We start from the raw sequence: 15,120 nt of genomic DNA on the forward strand, positions 1-15,120 counted from the left end.
CGGGGCCTCGGGGACGGCCGCGACGCCGGACCTCCTCGCGCCGGCCCCTCCCCTTACGGGGCACCCCTGTTCGCTTGAGAGGACGGGCCTGCCTTGGGACGGCGATTCTGGGATTCGGTGGCGAACAAGCGGGCGTTCCTGGCGCGGGGCTTGGTGGCGACGGGCGCGGCGAGGGCGTTCGAGGCCGTCCGCGAGGCGAGTGGAAGGGCGGTCGTCGTCCTGACGTACCACCGGATCGCCGAGCCGGGGCCGGGGAACCCCTATTACGACCCCGTCGTCTCGGCCACGCCCGCCGGCTTCCGGGCGCAGATGGCGATGCTCCGCGATCGGTTCCAGATCGTGGGCCCGGAGGACCTGGTCGCCGACGAGGTCCGGGTCGACCGCAGGCCGCGGGCCGTCGTGACGTTCGACGACGGCTATCGCGACAACCACGACGCGGCGCTGCCGATCCTGGGGGAACTCGGGATCCCGGCGACGTTCTTCATCCCGACCGGCTTCTTCGAGCGCCCCGGCCTGCCTTGGTGGGACCACGTGGCCTATGTAGTGAAGGCCTCGCGTCGCGGGCGGTTCGCCGTCGAGCGGTCGGCCGACGACCCGGCCCCGATCGCCGTCGAGCTGGGCGGGCCCGATCGCTCGGCCGCGATCATGCGACTCGTCCGCGCGGTGCTCGACGGCGAGGTCCCCGACCGGGCCTGGTTCCTGGGCCGGCTGGAGGAACGGGCGGAGGTCGACGTCGACCCGCCGACGCTCGGGCGGGCGCTCTTCATGGGGTGGGAGCACCTCGCGGAGCTGGCCGACCTGGGCCATACGATCGGCTCGCACGCGCACGGCCACGTCGCGCTCGGCACGCTCGACGACCGGGCCCTGCGGCGCGAGCTGGCGCTCTCGCGGACGATTTTGGAAGCCGCCGTGAAGCGGCCGGTGCGGACGATCGCCTACCCCTACGGCTGGCCGGGAGCCGTCGACGACCGGACGTATCGGCTGGCCGCCGCCGCCGGCTACCGCGCCGGGTTTACGGCGTCCGAGGGGATCGTCCGCCCCGACCTCGCCGGCTTCGACCCGCTCGCCATGCCCCGCCTGACCGTCGGCGGCGGCGACACCCCCGCCTTGCTCCGCACCCGCGCGGCCCTCTGGGGGGCCGTGGGGAGGTCGTGGCTGTAGGCGGCACCAACGACATCACACCAGGGTGAGCATCACCAGTTCCGGCCGGCAGTAGAAGCGGACGGGGGGGCCGCTGGTGCCGACGCCGCGGCCGACGAAGACGGGGAACGCCGGCCCCTGGACGAGCCCGCCCGAGTACTTGCGGCCGAAGCGCGAGGGGAGGACCACCGCGCCGACGCCCGGGACGACGACCTGGCCGCCGTGGGTGTGGCCGCTGAGCATCAGGCCGACGCGGGGGTCGCGGACGTACTCGGCGTAATCGGGGTTGTGCGACAGGAGGACCACCGCGTCGCCCTCGTGGGCGTCTTCGAGGGCGTGGGGGAGGCTCTGCTCGTCGGTCCAGAGGTCTCCCACGCCGCCGACCCGCAGGCGGTCGCCGCCGCGACGCAGCCAGACCCCTCGGTTGTCGATCAGCTCCAGGCCGGCGCGGTCCAGTTCGGCCCGGGATTCGGCCCCGCTCTCCCAGTTGTCGTGGTTGCCCAGCACGGCGAACCGGCCCATCGGCGCGCGCAGCCTCGCCATCTCCCGGCAGACTGGGCCGATGTACTCGGAGCTTTTGGACACGTAGTCGCCCCCCAGCAAGACCAGGTCGGGCTTGAGGGCGTTGGACCAGTCGACGACGTGGCGGATGTAATCGAGCCCGACGTAAGGCCCGTGGTGCAGGTCGCTCAGGTACGCGACCGACAGCCCCCGGAACGACGCCGGAAGGTTCGGCAGGGCGAGCGTCCGGCGCGTGAGCCGGCACCACCTCGCCTCCAGCAGCGGGTAAGCGGCCCCCGCGAGCGAGGCCGCGGCCGCGCCGATCGCGGCCCGCTTCCAGAACTTCCGTCGACTCGTCCGCTCGACCGGCTTCGGCTCGTCGCTCATGCCTTCACGCCCTCGTCGTCGCATGAAAGGTCTCGGCCGCCTCGACGTCGTCCCATTGTTCGGAAAGCGGGCTTCGGGGCAAGGGGCGTTTCCAGATCGCGACGGCGCGCCTTGAGGCGGGGGGCCGCCGACCTTACAATTCATGCTGGCGGTGGAGAATCTCGATCTGATCGCGACGGAGGTGCGCCTTGGGCCCGAGCACGACCACGACTCCCGGGACCGACGCCGAACCGATCGCCGGGCCGGACCTGTTCCTGGACCCCGACCTCGCCGCGAAGCGGGACGCCCTGCTGGCGACGATCCGGGGCTACGGCCGGGTGGCGGTCGCGTACTCGGGCGGCGTCGACAGCGCGGTGGTCGCCAGGGCCGCCCACGAGGCGCTCGGCGACGCGGCGGTCGCCGTGACGGCCGTGTCCGAGAGCCTGGCGTCGGGCGAGCTGGAAGAGGCCCAGGCGCTGGCGGGCCGGATCGGCATCCGCCATCGCGTGATCCGCACCGAGGAGTTCGCCGACCCCAACTACCTCCGCAACAACTCCGACCGCTGCTACTTCTGCAAGAGCGAGCTGTACGGCCGGCTGGTCGGACTGATGGATCGGCTGGAGGTCGACGCGATCGCCTCGGGCGCGAACCTCGACGACCAGGGCGACCACAGGCCGGGCATGCGGGCGGCCGGCGAGAAGGGGGTGCGGCACCCGCTCCAGGAATGCGGCCTGGGCAAGGCCGACGTCCGCGCCCTGGCCCGGGCCTGGGGGATGCCGGTGTGGGACAAGCCCGCCGCGCCCTGCCTGTCCAGCCGGATCGCCTACGGCGAGGAGGTCACGCCCGCCCGCGTCCGGATGGTCGACCAGGCCGAGTCCTGGCTGCGCGCCCGGGGCCTGCGGCTCCTGCGGGTCCGGTACCACAAGAACGACATGGCGCGGATCGAGGTCGCGCCCGAGGAGTTCGCGAAGCTGCTGGCCGACCCGGTCCGCGGCGAGCTGACGGCCGCCTTCCGGGGTTTCGGCTTCAAGTTCGTCGCGCTGGACCTGGAAGGCTTCCGTTCGGGGAGCCTCAACGACCTGATCCCCCCCGAGCAGCTCCTGAAGCCCCGCGTCGCCCGCTGACGCGAGGCGGGCGCCGGCTGCGACGCATTTCTTCCAATCCGATCGACTCGACGAGGGGGCGGCGATGGCTCGGGTGACCTGCCGATGCGGCGAGGTGCTGGACGTGGACCGGAACGGCCCGGAGCGGGTCGTCTGCCCGCGCTGCCAGGCGCGGATCCGCGTGCGTCGGCCCGAGACCCGCGCCGGGGCCGTCCCCGGGGGCGACGGCCTGATCCGGTTCCCCTGCCCGTGCGGCCGCCGCCTCAAGGTCCGCGCCGAGGACCGCCCCGAGGCCGGCCGCTGCCCGGACTGCGGCCGGGTGGTCCCGGTGCCCCGGACCGCCTGGGCCCCGGGCGTCGGCGCGGCCATCGGGGCCGCCCCCAAGTCGCCGGGCCTGGGCGTCTCGAACGCCTCGTTCGGCGGCGACGGCGAGGCCCGGACCGAGGAGCTCGACGCCGACGACGTCGCCCGCCTCCAGCGCTGGGCGGCGCGGCACGGCGTCTTGCCCGGCGACGCGCCGTCGTCGCCGGTCCCCACGCCGAGGCTCGCCGAGACGCCGTACTCGCCCCCGCCCGCCCTTCGGGTCGAGGCCGGCCTCCGCATCTGCCCCAAGTGCGGCCGCCCCCTCCACATGAGCGCCGTGGCCTGCCGCGCCTGCGGGGCCTCCACCCCCAAGGCCTGACCCCGCGGGGCCGGGACGCCGCATCGGGGCGACGCATGGACTTCATCAGCACGTTCGACATGTTCAAGATCGGCCTCGGGCCGTCCAGCTCGCACACGATGGGGCCCTGGGCGGCCGCGCGGCGGTTCCTGAAAGTCCTGCGCGCCGAGGGCGTGCTGGACCGCGTCGCCCGCGTGCGCGTGGACCTGTTCGGCTCGCTGGCGAAGACGGGGCGGGGGCACGGGACGGACTTGGCCGTGATCCTGGGCCTCTGCGACTTCGACCCGGTCACGTGCGACCCGGCGGGCGTCCACCCGGCCGTCGCGCGGGTGCGAGCGTCGCGAAGCCTGCCGCTGGCCGGCGGGCGGGCGATCCCGTTCGAGCGGGGGGACGTCGACTTCCATCGCGCCGAGACGCTCCCCTTCCACCCGAACGCCCTGACGTTCGCCGCGACCCTCGACGACGGCTCGACCCGCGCCGAGACGTATTACTCGGTCGGCGGCGGGTTCGTCGTGCAGGAGGGGGACGACGCCCGGGCGGGCCAGGCCGGGCCGGACGTCCCCTTCCCGATCGAGACGGCGGCCGACCTGCTGCGGGCCTGCGCGGAGGGCGGGCTGACGATCCCCGAGGTCGTCCTTCGCAACGAGCGGGCCATGCGCGACGACGCCGCGATCCGCGACGGCCTGGCTCGGATCTGGGAGGCGATGCGGGGCTCGGCCTTCCGCGGCGCGTATGCCGAGGGGATCCTCCCCGGCGGCCTGGAGGTCGTCCGCCGCGCGCCGAGGCTGAACCGCTCGCTGCTGGGATCGGCCGCCGAGGGGGCGGCGAAGGACGCCGACGCCTGGGTCGCGGCGATCCGCGCGGCCGACGGCGGCTTCGACGCGACCCTCAAGTGGGTCGCCTGCTTCGCCCTGGCGGTCAACGAGGAGAACGCGGCGTTCGGCCGGGTGGTCACCGCCCCCACCAACGGCGCGGCGGGGGTGATCCCGGCGGTCTTGCTCCACCGGGTCGCCTTCCACGAGGGGGGCGACGCGGCCGTCGCGCCGTTCCTGCTGACCGCCGGCGCGATCGGCGCGGTGTTCAAGAAGCGGGCGACGATCTCGGCGGCCCTGGGCGGCTGCCAGGCCGAGATCGGCGTCTCCAGCGCCATGGCCGCCGCCGGCCTGACGCAGACGCTCGGCGGCACCACCGAGCAGGCGCTCATGGCGGCCGAGATCGCCATGGAGCACCACCTGGGGCTGACCTGCGACCCGGTCGGCGGCCTCGTGCAGGTCCCCTGCATCGAGCGCAACACCATGGGCGCGATCAAGGCGATCACCGCCGCGCAGCTCGCCCTGGAGGGGGACCCCGCCCGCGCCAAGGTCAGCCTCGACGCCGTCATCCGGACGATGTGGCAGACCGCCCAGGACATGAACTCCAAGTACAAGGAGACGTCCGAGGGCGGCCTCGCGATCCAGATCCCGGTCAACGTCGTCGAGTGCTGAAGCGGTCAGTCCAGCTTCTTGAGGCGCTCGAGGACGGCCGCCTTGTCCTCGGCCTTGACGGCCGGCTCCTGCTCGATGACGGCGGCGGCCTTCTTGGCGGCCTCGGCGCGGGGGACGCCTTCGAGCTTGCCCAGTCGCTCTTCGAGGGTGGCGACGATGTTCTCGAGCGTCTCGGACTCCTTGAGCATCTCGCTCTTGACCACGGCCTCCTTGCGAGACGACTTGGCCGACTCGTCCTGCTCGGGCGCCTCCCCTTTCGTCGCCGCCGACCTGGCCGACTTGAGCGGCTTGCGGTTGGCCGGCAGGTTCTTGTAGCGGGTGACGAACTCCTGGGCGAGGGTCTCGGGGGTGTGCTTCACCGACTGGTCGAACACGGGTTCCGCGCCGCCGCAACCCTGGAGGACGGCCGTCGTCAGGATGGTGAGGAGGGCGGAACAGGCGGCGATCGCCAGGTGGGCGCGGCGTGAAGAGAGGATCGTCCGACTCATGGTTGCGTCCCGGGATGCGGAGGGCCGACGAGCGCCCCGGCCCGACGTCGGGCCGGGGCTCGGGGCGTGATCAATAGGCGTCGGCCGAGACGACCTCGCCGCCGTTGCGGGTTCCGAGGGCCCACCAGGTCGGCAGCGAGACCGAGTCCTTGAGGAATCGGACCGAGCCGTCCATGAAGGCGACGTTGGCGCCGCCGGGGTGATTGCTGCTGGGGTTGGCGCCGCTGTCGCCCTCGAAGCAGCGGAGCGTGTTCGAGTAGTAGACGTGGATCGTCGGCGCGTTGGGCGGGAACAGGTGCGAATACAGGTGCCCTTCCCACGCGTCGGTGAAGGCCCAGCTCGACCCCTTGTACATGGTCCAGTCGGACCAGTTCTGGGCCGGGCCGGCGAGGCCGTCGCGGACGACCGCCCAGATGTCGACGTCGATCTGCTCGATCAGCCCCGAGTTGGTGTAGTTGAACCGCCGCCGGGGGTCGCGCGCGTTGCCCGAGCCGTCGTTCATCAGGAACTCGCTGGCCGCGGCCGTGTTCGACGACCCGTCGGTGATCGAGGCCATCGACACGTTCACGTTGGTGTTGGCCGCCTTGCCCGCCGAGCCGCACGGCCCGACCGTGTTGTACATCCGGGAGGTCGAGATGACGCCCATGTGCGGGGGCAGGTTGCCGCCGGTCGGCGACTGGCCGGGCATGAGGATGTTCCGGGGCCGTCCCGTGTTGCCCGCGTAGTTGTTGTTGCCGAGCTTGCCGGTGCCGGTGTTCACCACGCCGTCCTGGGGCAGGCAGGTGAAGCCGTCGGACGGGCAGAGGAACCCCGAGATCGACGATCGCTGCACCGTCGCGTTCACGCCGTTGACGATGTTGTTGTTGCCGTAGAAGCCGTCGGAGTAGATGAAGTTGAACGAGTCGTACATCGCCTTCTGCTCGATGAACGGCAGGATCATGCAGTGCCACGCCCGGTTGCCGGCCGAGCCGCCCGTGCCGCCGTTCTCGTCGGCCCGGCGGTACTCGTGCACCGGCGTCGTGCCGAAGGCCGACAGGTAGTTCTGGATCCCCAGGCCGATCTGCTTGAGGTTGTTCGTGCACTGCATCCGCCGGGCCGCCTCGCGCGCCGACTGGACCGCCGGCAGCAGGAGCGCGATCAGGACCGCGATGATCGCGATCACCACCAGCAGCTCGATCAGGGTGAAACCGCGACGCCTAGACCTGGCCATGAAGACCTCCGTCGATGAAACAGGATGATGAAAACCGATGACCGCCGCGTCGGCCCTCGACGCGACGCAGGGTGTCACCGCCCCGACGCGGCCGTTTTTCGATCCGGACGCACGAACCTGCAAGGGGTGTGACGACGCCTCGTCGTCGAGGCGGGAGTGGGTCGAGGTTCCGACCGCCTGACAGCGTATCGCCCTTCCCGCTCGATCGGCGCGAAGACCGAAAGAATTCATGGAGAAGAATCGCTTAAGAGAGGGCGGACGTCCTGCGGCGTCGGGACGACCCATCGTGTACGAAAGGGTCGGCCGACGAGTCGTGGACGCTGAGCGGGGGGGAGATCTCGACCGGAGATGATAGCAGATTCGCGGCCCGATTCAATCGGTGGTTTGTAATTATGAAACGCGCGTGCCGACACGTCTCCCGGGGAGGGCGGGGACCGATCCAAAGTCGTCGGGCCGCCTCCTCCCAAGGCGAGGGGAGGCGGCCTCGGGAATCAGGCCGCGGCGGGCGGGGCCGCGGGCGGCGTGGAGGGCAGGGGATGGCGATCGTTGAGCTTCTTGAGGCGGAGGGCCAGCATGATCCAGGTCCAGCCGCTGAAGACCATGTCGATGCCGACGAACACGCCGATCACGATGAGCGAGCTGGCGGGCCATTCCATCCAGATCATAAGGCCCAGGCCCAGCTCCAGCAGGCCGCCGACGAACACCCAGCCCCACTGCGGGAACTGGTGCCAGGCCGAGGCGATCGTCCGGAAGGCACCGCCGACCAGGAGCGCGCAGGCCAGCAGCAGGGTCATGGCGGCCAGGGCCGCGATCGGACGGTTGAGGAACAGCACGCCCAGCACCGTATAAAGCACGCCCATCAGGAGCACGAGGAAGAAGCCGCTCCAGTCGCGGGTCCAGAAGGCGCCGATCAATTGCGCCACGCCGCCCATGATCAAGAGCACGCCGATCGCCATGGCCGTCGCCAGCGACATCACGAACGGCAGCGACATGGCGAGCACGCCGAGGACGACCAGGGCGATCCCCAGGGCCAGGAGCCATCCCCATCGCCCCCGGATCGCCTCCAGCTCGTGCCGCAGCTCCCTGCGAAACCGTTTGGCGTCGATGACTTCCACGTTGGTGCTCATGTGCGTACCTCGACTGAGGGAAGGGCGCCGCGTCCGGATGCTCCCGGGGGGTCCGGGCGGGACGCGGCCTACCCTGGATCTTAGGATGCGCCGCGGGTTTCGCAAGCGTCGACCGGGATTCGAGTTCGGCCGAGCCCGCTTCTTCCCCCGCGGGCGATCCCCGCGACGCAGCCTGCGCCGGGGGGGGCCGGACTTCGAGGGGCCCGGGTCTGCTTTCGTCAGTCCTTGCGAAACGACCGGAAGCCGGCCGAACGGGCCCGAGCCGAAGAGTCCCTGACGTTATGCGGCGGGGTCACGTCGAGATCGGCGATTTTGGACGACTACGCATGACTGGAACTGGCGAATCGCGTCGAAAACCGCATGGTTTCACCAGAGTCCTTGATCGGCCTTGAGCGCTCGTCGATGATGATCTGTGGATTTCGACGGCATGAGCATGTGAAGAATACGCGAAACGACGGACAGGCCGCGGTTTGTAAGAGGAGCCAAGGATGATCGTGTTCAGCCTCGCGGGGCCGATGCGGGTGCGGATGATCCAGGCGGCGGGCGTCGTCACGTTGCTGATCGGGTCGGCCGGCGTCGCCGACGCCGGGTTCGTGGTGTACGACGACTTCTCCTCGGCGGGCTCGACGCCCGATCCGACCCGTTGGGGCGCCCCGGGGCTCGGCCAGGTGCCGGTCCAGTCGGGCGGGTCGATCCACTTCGACACCTCGTCCGGCTACACCCCGCTGATCCGGTCCACCGCCGCCTTTTCCTACGGGACGTTTCGGATCACGGTCGACGGATTCGGCGGCGGGCTGGCGCATCTGATCGGGCTCAACAGCAGTTCCAACTTCGCGTTGTATGACGCCGTCGACGCCCTCTACGTACGCGACGACTCGGGCGCCGCCGTCTATGCCAACGGCGTTCCGATCGTGCCTGTGCCCTCGGGCTGGCAGCCGACCGCGTTGCCGACGGTCTACACCTTCGTGTGGAATCCCGGCCTCGTCGAGATCTACAGGGACGGTACGCTCCTGCTCTCGACTACGTCGGGGATTCCGGACGAGCCGCTCCGATTCGAGATCGGCGCGTACAACCTCAGCGGGCCACCGGCGACGTTCTCGGTCACCGAGGTCGCCTACGAAGCGTTCGCGACGGTCCCCGAACCGTCGGCGTACGCGATGATGGCGATCGGGCTCGCCGCGGCGTTCGTCGCCGGCCGTCGCCGCGCCGGATGATCCGAAACCGATCGACGGTGGTCGGCGAGGTCGTCTTGGCCGTCCGCGTGGGCCGGCTCGTTCTTCGGGCCGGCGCCCGCATTCGGGCCGCCGCCTTGCGGGCCGGGGATCGGCGTGGATAGAGTCGGGAGAGACCGGGATCCGCCCCTCGTGGCCATCGCGACGCGTCCCGGACGAGTCTCGCAGCCGGGACGCCGCCTTGGACGCCGAGAAGCCCGCCTCGCCTCCCCCCCCTGCAACCGCGTCGCCGCCGGAGCCGACGCCGCCCGCCGAGCCCGGATCCGGCCCCCCGCAGGCCCCCGCGCGCGCCAGCCCGATCAGGCGTCTCGTCGTCGCGACGGCGATGATCGCCGCCCTGATCGGCCTCAGGGTCTGGCTCTGGCCGAGGATCGAGGAGGCGCTGCACACGGTCTCGACCGACGACGCCTACGTCGCGGCGCACGTGACGTACGTCGCCCCCCGGGTGGCCGGGTCGGTGGCGAAGGTGCTCGTCGACGACGACCAGTTCGTGAAGGCCGGCGAACTCCTGGTCGAGCTCGACCCCGAGCCCTACCGGGTGGCCGTCGCGCGGGCCGAGGCGGCCCTCAAGCTGGCCGAGGCCCAGACGCTCCAGGCGCGGTCGCAGGGCCGGGCGATCGTGGCGAAGGTGAGGGGGGCCTACAACGGCGTCAGGCTGGCGCGCGATCAGGTCGTCGAGCAGGTCGCGAAGCTCAAGGCGAGCGTCGCCACGCTGGCCAAGGCGCGGGCCCAGGCCGACCTGGCCGGCGTCGAGCTGACCCGCGCGCGGAACCTCCTGCGCACCGAGAGCGGCACCCAGCAGGTCGTCGACCAGCGCAACGCCTCGTACCTCGTCGCCGAGGCGACCGTCCGCGAGGCCGAGGAGCAGGTGAGGCTCAACCGCGCCGCGCTGGGCCGGCCTCCCGACCCGCCGGCCGGCCGGCCCCTGGACGACGTCCCCGCCGACTGGGACCAGAAGGCCCCCGCCGTGCGCGCCGCGCTCGCCGACCTGATCAACGCCGCCGTCATGATCGGCGTCGAGCTGCCGCCGATCGAGGAGGGCCCCGAGGTCGTCTACGCGGAGTTCGTCAAGAAGTCCCCCGGCGGCGACCTCGACCGCTACCTGAACCAGCTCGTCGACGCGTCGCCCGGGGTGCTCCTGGCGCTGGCCGGCGTCGAGCAGGCGGGGCGGGCGCTCGACCAGGCGAAGCTCGACCTGGGCTACACGAAGATCGCCGCCGAGGTCGCCGGCTTCGTCAGCCGCCGGATCGTCAACGTCGGCAACCGGGTGCAGGCGGGGCAGGGGATGATGGCGATCCGCCCGCTCGACGAGGTCTGGATCGACGCCAACTTCAAGGAGACCCAGCTCGCCGACCTCCGCATCGGCCAGCCGGTCGAGATCCGGGCCGACGCCTATCCCGGGCGGGTCTACCGCGGCCGGATCTCCGGCTTCGGCGCCGGCACCGGCGCGTCGACGGCCCTCCTGCCCCCCGAGAACGCCACCGGCAACTTCGTGAAGGTCGTCCAGCGGCTGCCCGTCCGCATCGACCTCGTCGACGGCAACCCGCACGAGGCCCCCCTGTTCGTCGGCCTCTCCGTCGAGCCCCGCGTCCTGATCCGCGAGCGGCCCTCGGGCCCGTTCGCCGGCGGCCGGCTTCAGGTCTCTCCCCGACCGGCGGCCGACGCGACGAAGGGCCGGGCCGAGCCATGAGCGCCGGGACGCCCCGGCGCGTGGTGAACCCCTGGCTCGTGGCGCTGACGGTCACGATCGCGACGTTCATGGAAGTGCTCGACACCAGCATCGCCAACGTCGCCCTGCCGCACATCGCCGGCAGCCTGGGGGCGAGCCAGGACGACGCGAACTGGGTGCTGACGGGCTACCTCGTCGCCAACGCCATGATCATCCCGCTGTCGAGCTGGCTGTCGACGGCGATGGGCCGCAAGCGCTATTACATGACGTGCGTGGCGCTCTTCACGGTCACGTCGGCCCTCTGCGGGCTGGCGACGTCGCTGCCGATGCTGATCCTCTGGCGGGTCGTGCAGGGCCTGGCGGGGGGCGGCCTCCAGCCGGTCTCGCAGGCGATCCTGCTCGACACCTTCCCGGCCTCGCGACGCGCCGCGGGCATGGCCGTCTACGGCGTCGCGGCGCTGACCGCCCCGGTGCTCGGGCCGACCCTCGGCGGCTGGATCACCGACAACTACTCGTGGCGCTGGATCTTCTACATCAACATCCCCGCCGGCCTGCTCGCGCTGGGCCTCAACGCGCTCCTGGTGGCCGACCCCGAGTACCTCCGGGCCGAGCGGGCCAGGCTCCACCTGCGCGGCCTGCGCGTGGACTACGTCGGCATCGGCCTGTTCGCGCTGGGGCTGGGCTGCCTGGAGGTGGTGCTCGACAAGGGCCAGGAGTGGGACTGGTTCGGCTCGCACGCGATCATCACGATGACGATCCTGACCGTCGCCGGCCTGGGCCTGGGGGTGGCCTGGGAGCTTCGCCACCCCGAGCCGTTCATCGACCTCCGGCTGCTGGGCGAGCGCAACTTCCGCATGAGCTGCTCGATCATCTTCCTGGTCTACGCCGTGCTCTTCGGCAGCATTCTGCTGCTGCCTCTGATGATGCAGTCGCTGATGCGCTACGACGCCACGAACGCCGGGCTGGTGCTCTCGCCGGCGGGGCTCTTCTCGATGATCGCGATGGTCTTCAGCGCCGCGCTCATGAAGAAGGGGGTCGACGCGCGCTGGCTGATCGCGTTCGGCGGCGCGATCACGGCGTACGGCTCGTACATCATGGTCGGCCTGAACCTCCAGGCGGGCCCGCACCAGCTGATGCTGCCCCGGGTCGTGCAGATGGCCGGCGCGGGCCTGGTGTTCGCCCCGCTGACGGCGGCGGCGGTGATGTACCTGCCCGCGACCGCGAACAACCGGGCCAGCGCCCTGTTCAACATGCTGCGCAACGAGGGGAGCAGCATCGGCATCGGGATCTCGACGGCCGTCCTCCAGCGTCGGCTGCAGCATCACACGTTCCGGCTGACGGAGGGCCTCCAGCCGCTGGACCCGACGGTCTCCGACGCCCTGGCCTCCACCGGCCGGTTCTTCACGAGCGTCACCGGCGACCCCGAGCGGGGCCGGCTGATGGGCCTGCGGGCGCTGGAGGCCGTCCGCGACCAGCAGGCCTACGCGCAGGCGTTCCTCGACTGCTTCTGGGTCTTCACGATCCTCTCGCTGGCGACGATCCCCCTCGCCTTTCTGATGAAACGCTCCGTGGTCGAGGGTGACGTGCCCCTGGGCCACTAGCCGCCACCGAAGAGGTCGGAAGATCGAAGGTCCCATGGACGGCCCGGGAGCCGCCTTCTATGATCTTCGTGATTGATGCAAATGTCTGAAAACCTTTCATGCGACTGGGGCGAAGAGACGTCGCGCCGGTCGCGGGACGGATCGCCATGTGGCTCCTGCAGAACGCGCTTCGGGTCGTCGGCTCGACGGCGCTGGGGGTCGTGCTGGGTTTCTCCGCGGCGGTGTACCTCGTGGCCTGGGGGCAGAAGCCGGGCGGCGAGCCCTGGCAAGCGGGCATGGGGCAATACTTCGGCGGCCTTTTCATCGGGGCGCCGTTGGGGGGCCTATTCGGTCTGGCGCTGGGCGTCGCTCGCATGCGGCGCGAGGTCTGGGGGCCGCTCGTCTGGGCGGGGATCCTCGCGGGCCTGGCGGCGGGCCCGTTCGTCAGCCAAGCCCTGAACGTTCATGTGTGGGCGGGTTGGTGGGGCGACGCCGTCGTCGCCGTCGCGTGCGGCGCCCAGGGAGGCGCGGCCGGGGCCGCCGTCGAGACGTTCCGGCGTGAGTCGAGCGGCCCACGCAACCGCCGCCTCCGGTAATCGAAGGGAAAAGCCCCTTGCGGGCGGAGGCGGCCGGGGCGACCGGCCGAGGGGTGGTTTGCGCGACGGCTTCCGGCCTCGCGCCCCTCGTCGGCCTTCCAGGACGCCTCCTCCCGCGGAGGGGTCATGTGCGGATCGGCCCGCGACGTGCCATCATCACGTCGTGACGGGCGTGAGCGTGACCGCGATGCTCTGGAAGTAGACCGCGGTGATCCCCTCGTAGCCCGAATCGGTGCCCACGATCAGCCAGAGGTTCCCCTGGGCGTCGGCCTTCACGGTGGCCGTGTGGGTGTGCTCCCGGCTCAGCGAGACGTAGGGGACGCTCGCCTGGCCGTCCTGCGGCTGCAGGCCGTTGGCGATGTTCCCGGCCACCGAAGCCGCCGTTCCGCCTTCGGAGTTGTTCCCCTTGTCGACGTTCAGGCGGTCGTAGCCGTTTTGCACGACGGTCGTCGGCTCGATCGTCGACGCGCCGGCCTTCAGGACCACCGCCTCGCCCGGCGCGCCGCCCGCCCCGACCCCGCCGCTGGGCGCGTTGGAGGCGAACTTGAGGGTGAACTCGACCTGATACTCCTGGCCCGCGACGATCCCGTCGGCCGAGGTCAGCTTGCGGGTCAGGAACATGAAGACGTCGTCGGAGCGGTTGTGGCTCTGCAGCAGGTAGCCGGTCCCGTCGCCGTCCAGCTCCGAAGGCAGGTCGCGGATGCCGGAATCCAGCTCGTAGGTGTCGTTCGGGTCGACCGGGAGGTCGGCGAAGTCGGCGGTCCAGCCCTGGGCGCCCTGGGCGAAGTCGTACGACCTCGTCACGGCGTCGGCGACCGGGCCGCGGGTGACGGAGAGGCTCGTCGAGGCGACCTGGCCGTCCGGGCCCCGGGCCTGGATCGCGAACGGGTTGACGCCGAGGTTCAGCGGGACGGCGAAGCGGTAGGAGCCGTCGGCCGCGGCGGTGGTCGTCGCGTCGAACGTCCCGTCGCCGCCGACGTCGAGCCGGATCGTCGAGCCCGGGGCGGCCGTGCCGATCAGGTCGGTCTCCGCGACGTCCTCGTCCACCGTTCGGTCGCCGTCGGGGTCGTCGGAAGGGTCGACCTTCGCGGTCAGGTCCAGCGGCCGGATGGAGGTGGCCGCACCCAGGTTGCGGAAGGCCAGCGACCAGTCGCGGAGGTTGATCGCGCCGTCGCCGTCGACGTCGGCCGCCTCGGGCGCCGACGTCGAGCCGGGCGTCCGGCCGATCGCGCTCCGTATGGCGAACAGGTCCGCGCGGTCGACGCGGTAGTCGCCGTTGACGTCGCCGGCGAGGGAGACGCCCACCTCGTAGCCGCCCTGCGTCCCGCCCTCGGCCGTCGGGCGGATCGTCAGGGCCCCGGGCCCGGCCGCCGCCACCGTGATCCCGTCCGTGCCCGATCCGGCGTCGTCCCGCTCGGAGACGACCCGGACGGCCCGGGGGCCGGTCGAGTCCAGGTCCACGGCCCCGGGGTCGAGCGTCCCGCCCGAGGCCCGCGAATCGATTCGAAGCAGCACCTGGTTGCCCCTGGCTGGGCGGAAGCCGTGGCGGTCGATCTGGACGGTGAACGCGTCGCTCGACTGGGTCGTCAACTGGCCCTGATAAACGGCGAATCTCGTCCCGCCGGAGAGCAGCGTGCGGTCTTCCAGGCGGTCGAGCCCGAGGTTCAAGCCGATCCGACGTCGTCGTGGATCAACATGGGAGGAGAGTCTCATGTTGTTGCTCCATAGGTGTCGTCGATGGTGAGGGTTGGGCCGACGGGGGCCGCAGTCCCGATCCAGGAGCGGGTCCGCGGCCGGGTCTCGTCGGCCAAGCGGGAGTCGAGATCCTGCGCGACGGGGCGACATGAACTCGGATTCATAAATGGGGAGGTCGACGCGATCCGCCGCCGGGAGCCTCCGCGGGGACCGCGCCGCAGCCATGGTCGCGACGGCCGGTCGGTTGACGGCGGGCGACGGGGGCCGG

The 15,120-nt window shown here is 71.5% G+C and carries 13 protein-coding genes; 8 read left to right on the forward strand and 5 right to left on the reverse strand.

Annotated features, from left to right (window positions below):
* Nucleotides 1–93 precede the first annotated feature (93 nt).
* On the forward strand, nucleotides 94–1,161 hold the full coding sequence (locus tag PZE19_RS28160; RefSeq protein WP_277863931.1) for a polysaccharide deacetylase family protein: 1,068 nt from the start codon (nucleotides 94–96) through the stop codon (nucleotides 1,159–1,161).
* Nucleotides 1,162–1,176: 15 nt separating this feature from the next.
* Here PZE19_RS28160 and PZE19_RS28165 read toward each other — a convergent pair whose 3' ends face one another.
* Nucleotides 1,177–2,028 (reverse strand): metallophosphoesterase, encoded by an 852-nt coding sequence (locus PZE19_RS28165; protein WP_277863932.1) that lies wholly within the window; start codon nucleotides 2,026–2,028, stop codon nucleotides 1,177–1,179.
* Between the two features lie 254 nt (nucleotides 2,029–2,282).
* On the opposite strand from PZE19_RS28165, the gene larE reads away from it, so the two are divergent.
* The 3 genes from larE to PZE19_RS28180 all read left to right on the forward strand — a co-directional run bounded on the left by larE (nucleotide 2,283) and on the right by PZE19_RS28180 (nucleotide 5,255).
* A complete protein-coding gene (larE, locus tag PZE19_RS28170) occupies nucleotides 2,283–3,131 on the forward strand; it encodes an ATP-dependent sacrificial sulfur transferase LarE (RefSeq protein ID WP_368411391.1) in 849 nt (282 codons plus the stop codon).
* 64 nt (nucleotides 3,132–3,195) lie between these two features.
* The gene (locus tag PZE19_RS28175; RefSeq protein WP_277863934.1) at nucleotides 3,196–3,792 is read left to right on the forward strand and encodes a CSL-type zinc finger protein; all 597 of its coding nucleotides are present in this window, start codon (nucleotides 3,196–3,198) and stop codon (nucleotides 3,790–3,792) included.
* A gap of 35 nt (nucleotides 3,793–3,827) precedes the next feature.
* Complete coding sequence (locus PZE19_RS28180) at nucleotides 3,828–5,255, forward strand: L-serine ammonia-lyase (protein WP_277863935.1); 1,428 nt, start codon at nucleotides 3,828–3,830, stop codon at nucleotides 5,253–5,255.
* Between the two features lie 5 nt (nucleotides 5,256–5,260).
* Here PZE19_RS28180 and PZE19_RS28185 read toward each other — a convergent pair whose 3' ends face one another.
* The 3 genes from PZE19_RS28185 to PZE19_RS28195 form a co-directional block, all read right to left on the reverse strand.
* Entirely contained in the window at nucleotides 5,261–5,743 is a 483-nt protein-coding gene (locus PZE19_RS28185; protein ID WP_277863936.1) for a hypothetical protein, read from the reverse strand.
* A gap of 70 nt (nucleotides 5,744–5,813) precedes the next feature.
* Nucleotides 5,814–6,953 carry a DUF1559 domain-containing protein gene (locus PZE19_RS28190; protein ID WP_277863937.1) on the reverse strand — a complete coding sequence of 380 codons (1,140 nt, stop codon included), beginning with the start codon at nucleotides 6,951–6,953 and terminating at the stop codon, nucleotides 5,814–5,816.
* Nucleotides 6,954–7,444: 491 nt separating this feature from the next.
* Nucleotides 7,445–8,080, reverse strand: a complete 636-nt coding sequence (locus PZE19_RS28195; protein ID WP_277863938.1) for an HdeD family acid-resistance protein — start codon at nucleotides 8,078–8,080, stop codon at nucleotides 7,445–7,447.
* Between the two features lie 488 nt (nucleotides 8,081–8,568).
* Between PZE19_RS28195 and PZE19_RS28200 the strand changes: the two genes are divergently transcribed.
* The 4 genes from PZE19_RS28200 to PZE19_RS28215 all read left to right on the forward strand — a co-directional run bounded on the left by PZE19_RS28200 (nucleotide 8,569) and on the right by PZE19_RS28215 (nucleotide 13,157).
* On the forward strand, nucleotides 8,569–9,294 hold the full coding sequence (locus PZE19_RS28200; protein ID WP_277863939.1) for a PEP-CTERM sorting domain-containing protein: 726 nt from the start codon (nucleotides 8,569–8,571) through the stop codon (nucleotides 9,292–9,294).
* A gap of 199 nt (nucleotides 9,295–9,493) precedes the next feature.
* Nucleotides 9,494–11,002: an HlyD family secretion protein gene (locus tag PZE19_RS28205; protein ID WP_277863940.1), complete on the forward strand. Its 1,509-nt coding sequence runs from the start codon at nucleotides 9,494–9,496 to the stop codon at nucleotides 11,000–11,002.
* Nucleotides 10,999–12,582 carry a DHA2 family efflux MFS transporter permease subunit gene (locus PZE19_RS28210; protein ID WP_277863941.1) on the forward strand — a complete coding sequence of 528 codons (1,584 nt, stop codon included), beginning with the start codon at nucleotides 10,999–11,001 and terminating at the stop codon, nucleotides 12,580–12,582. The genes PZE19_RS28205 and PZE19_RS28210 overlap by 4 nt, the downstream gene beginning before the upstream one ends.
* Before the next feature lie 146 nt (nucleotides 12,583–12,728).
* Nucleotides 12,729–13,157 carry a hypothetical protein gene (locus PZE19_RS28215; RefSeq protein WP_277863942.1) on the forward strand — a complete coding sequence of 143 codons (429 nt, stop codon included), beginning with the start codon at nucleotides 12,729–12,731 and terminating at the stop codon, nucleotides 13,155–13,157.
* 156 nt (nucleotides 13,158–13,313) lie between these two features.
* On the opposite strand, the gene PZE19_RS28220 is transcribed toward PZE19_RS28215, so the two are convergent.
* A complete protein-coding gene (locus PZE19_RS28220) occupies nucleotides 13,314–14,870 on the reverse strand; it encodes a dockerin type I repeat-containing protein (RefSeq protein WP_277863943.1) in 1,557 nt (518 codons plus the stop codon).
* Nucleotides 14,871–15,120: the final 250 nt, after the last annotated feature.

Origin of the sequence: Paludisphaera mucosa (assembly GCF_029589435.1) — a bacterium.
GTDB classification, from domain to species: Bacteria; Planctomycetota; Planctomycetia; order Isosphaerales; family Isosphaeraceae; genus Paludisphaera; species Paludisphaera mucosa.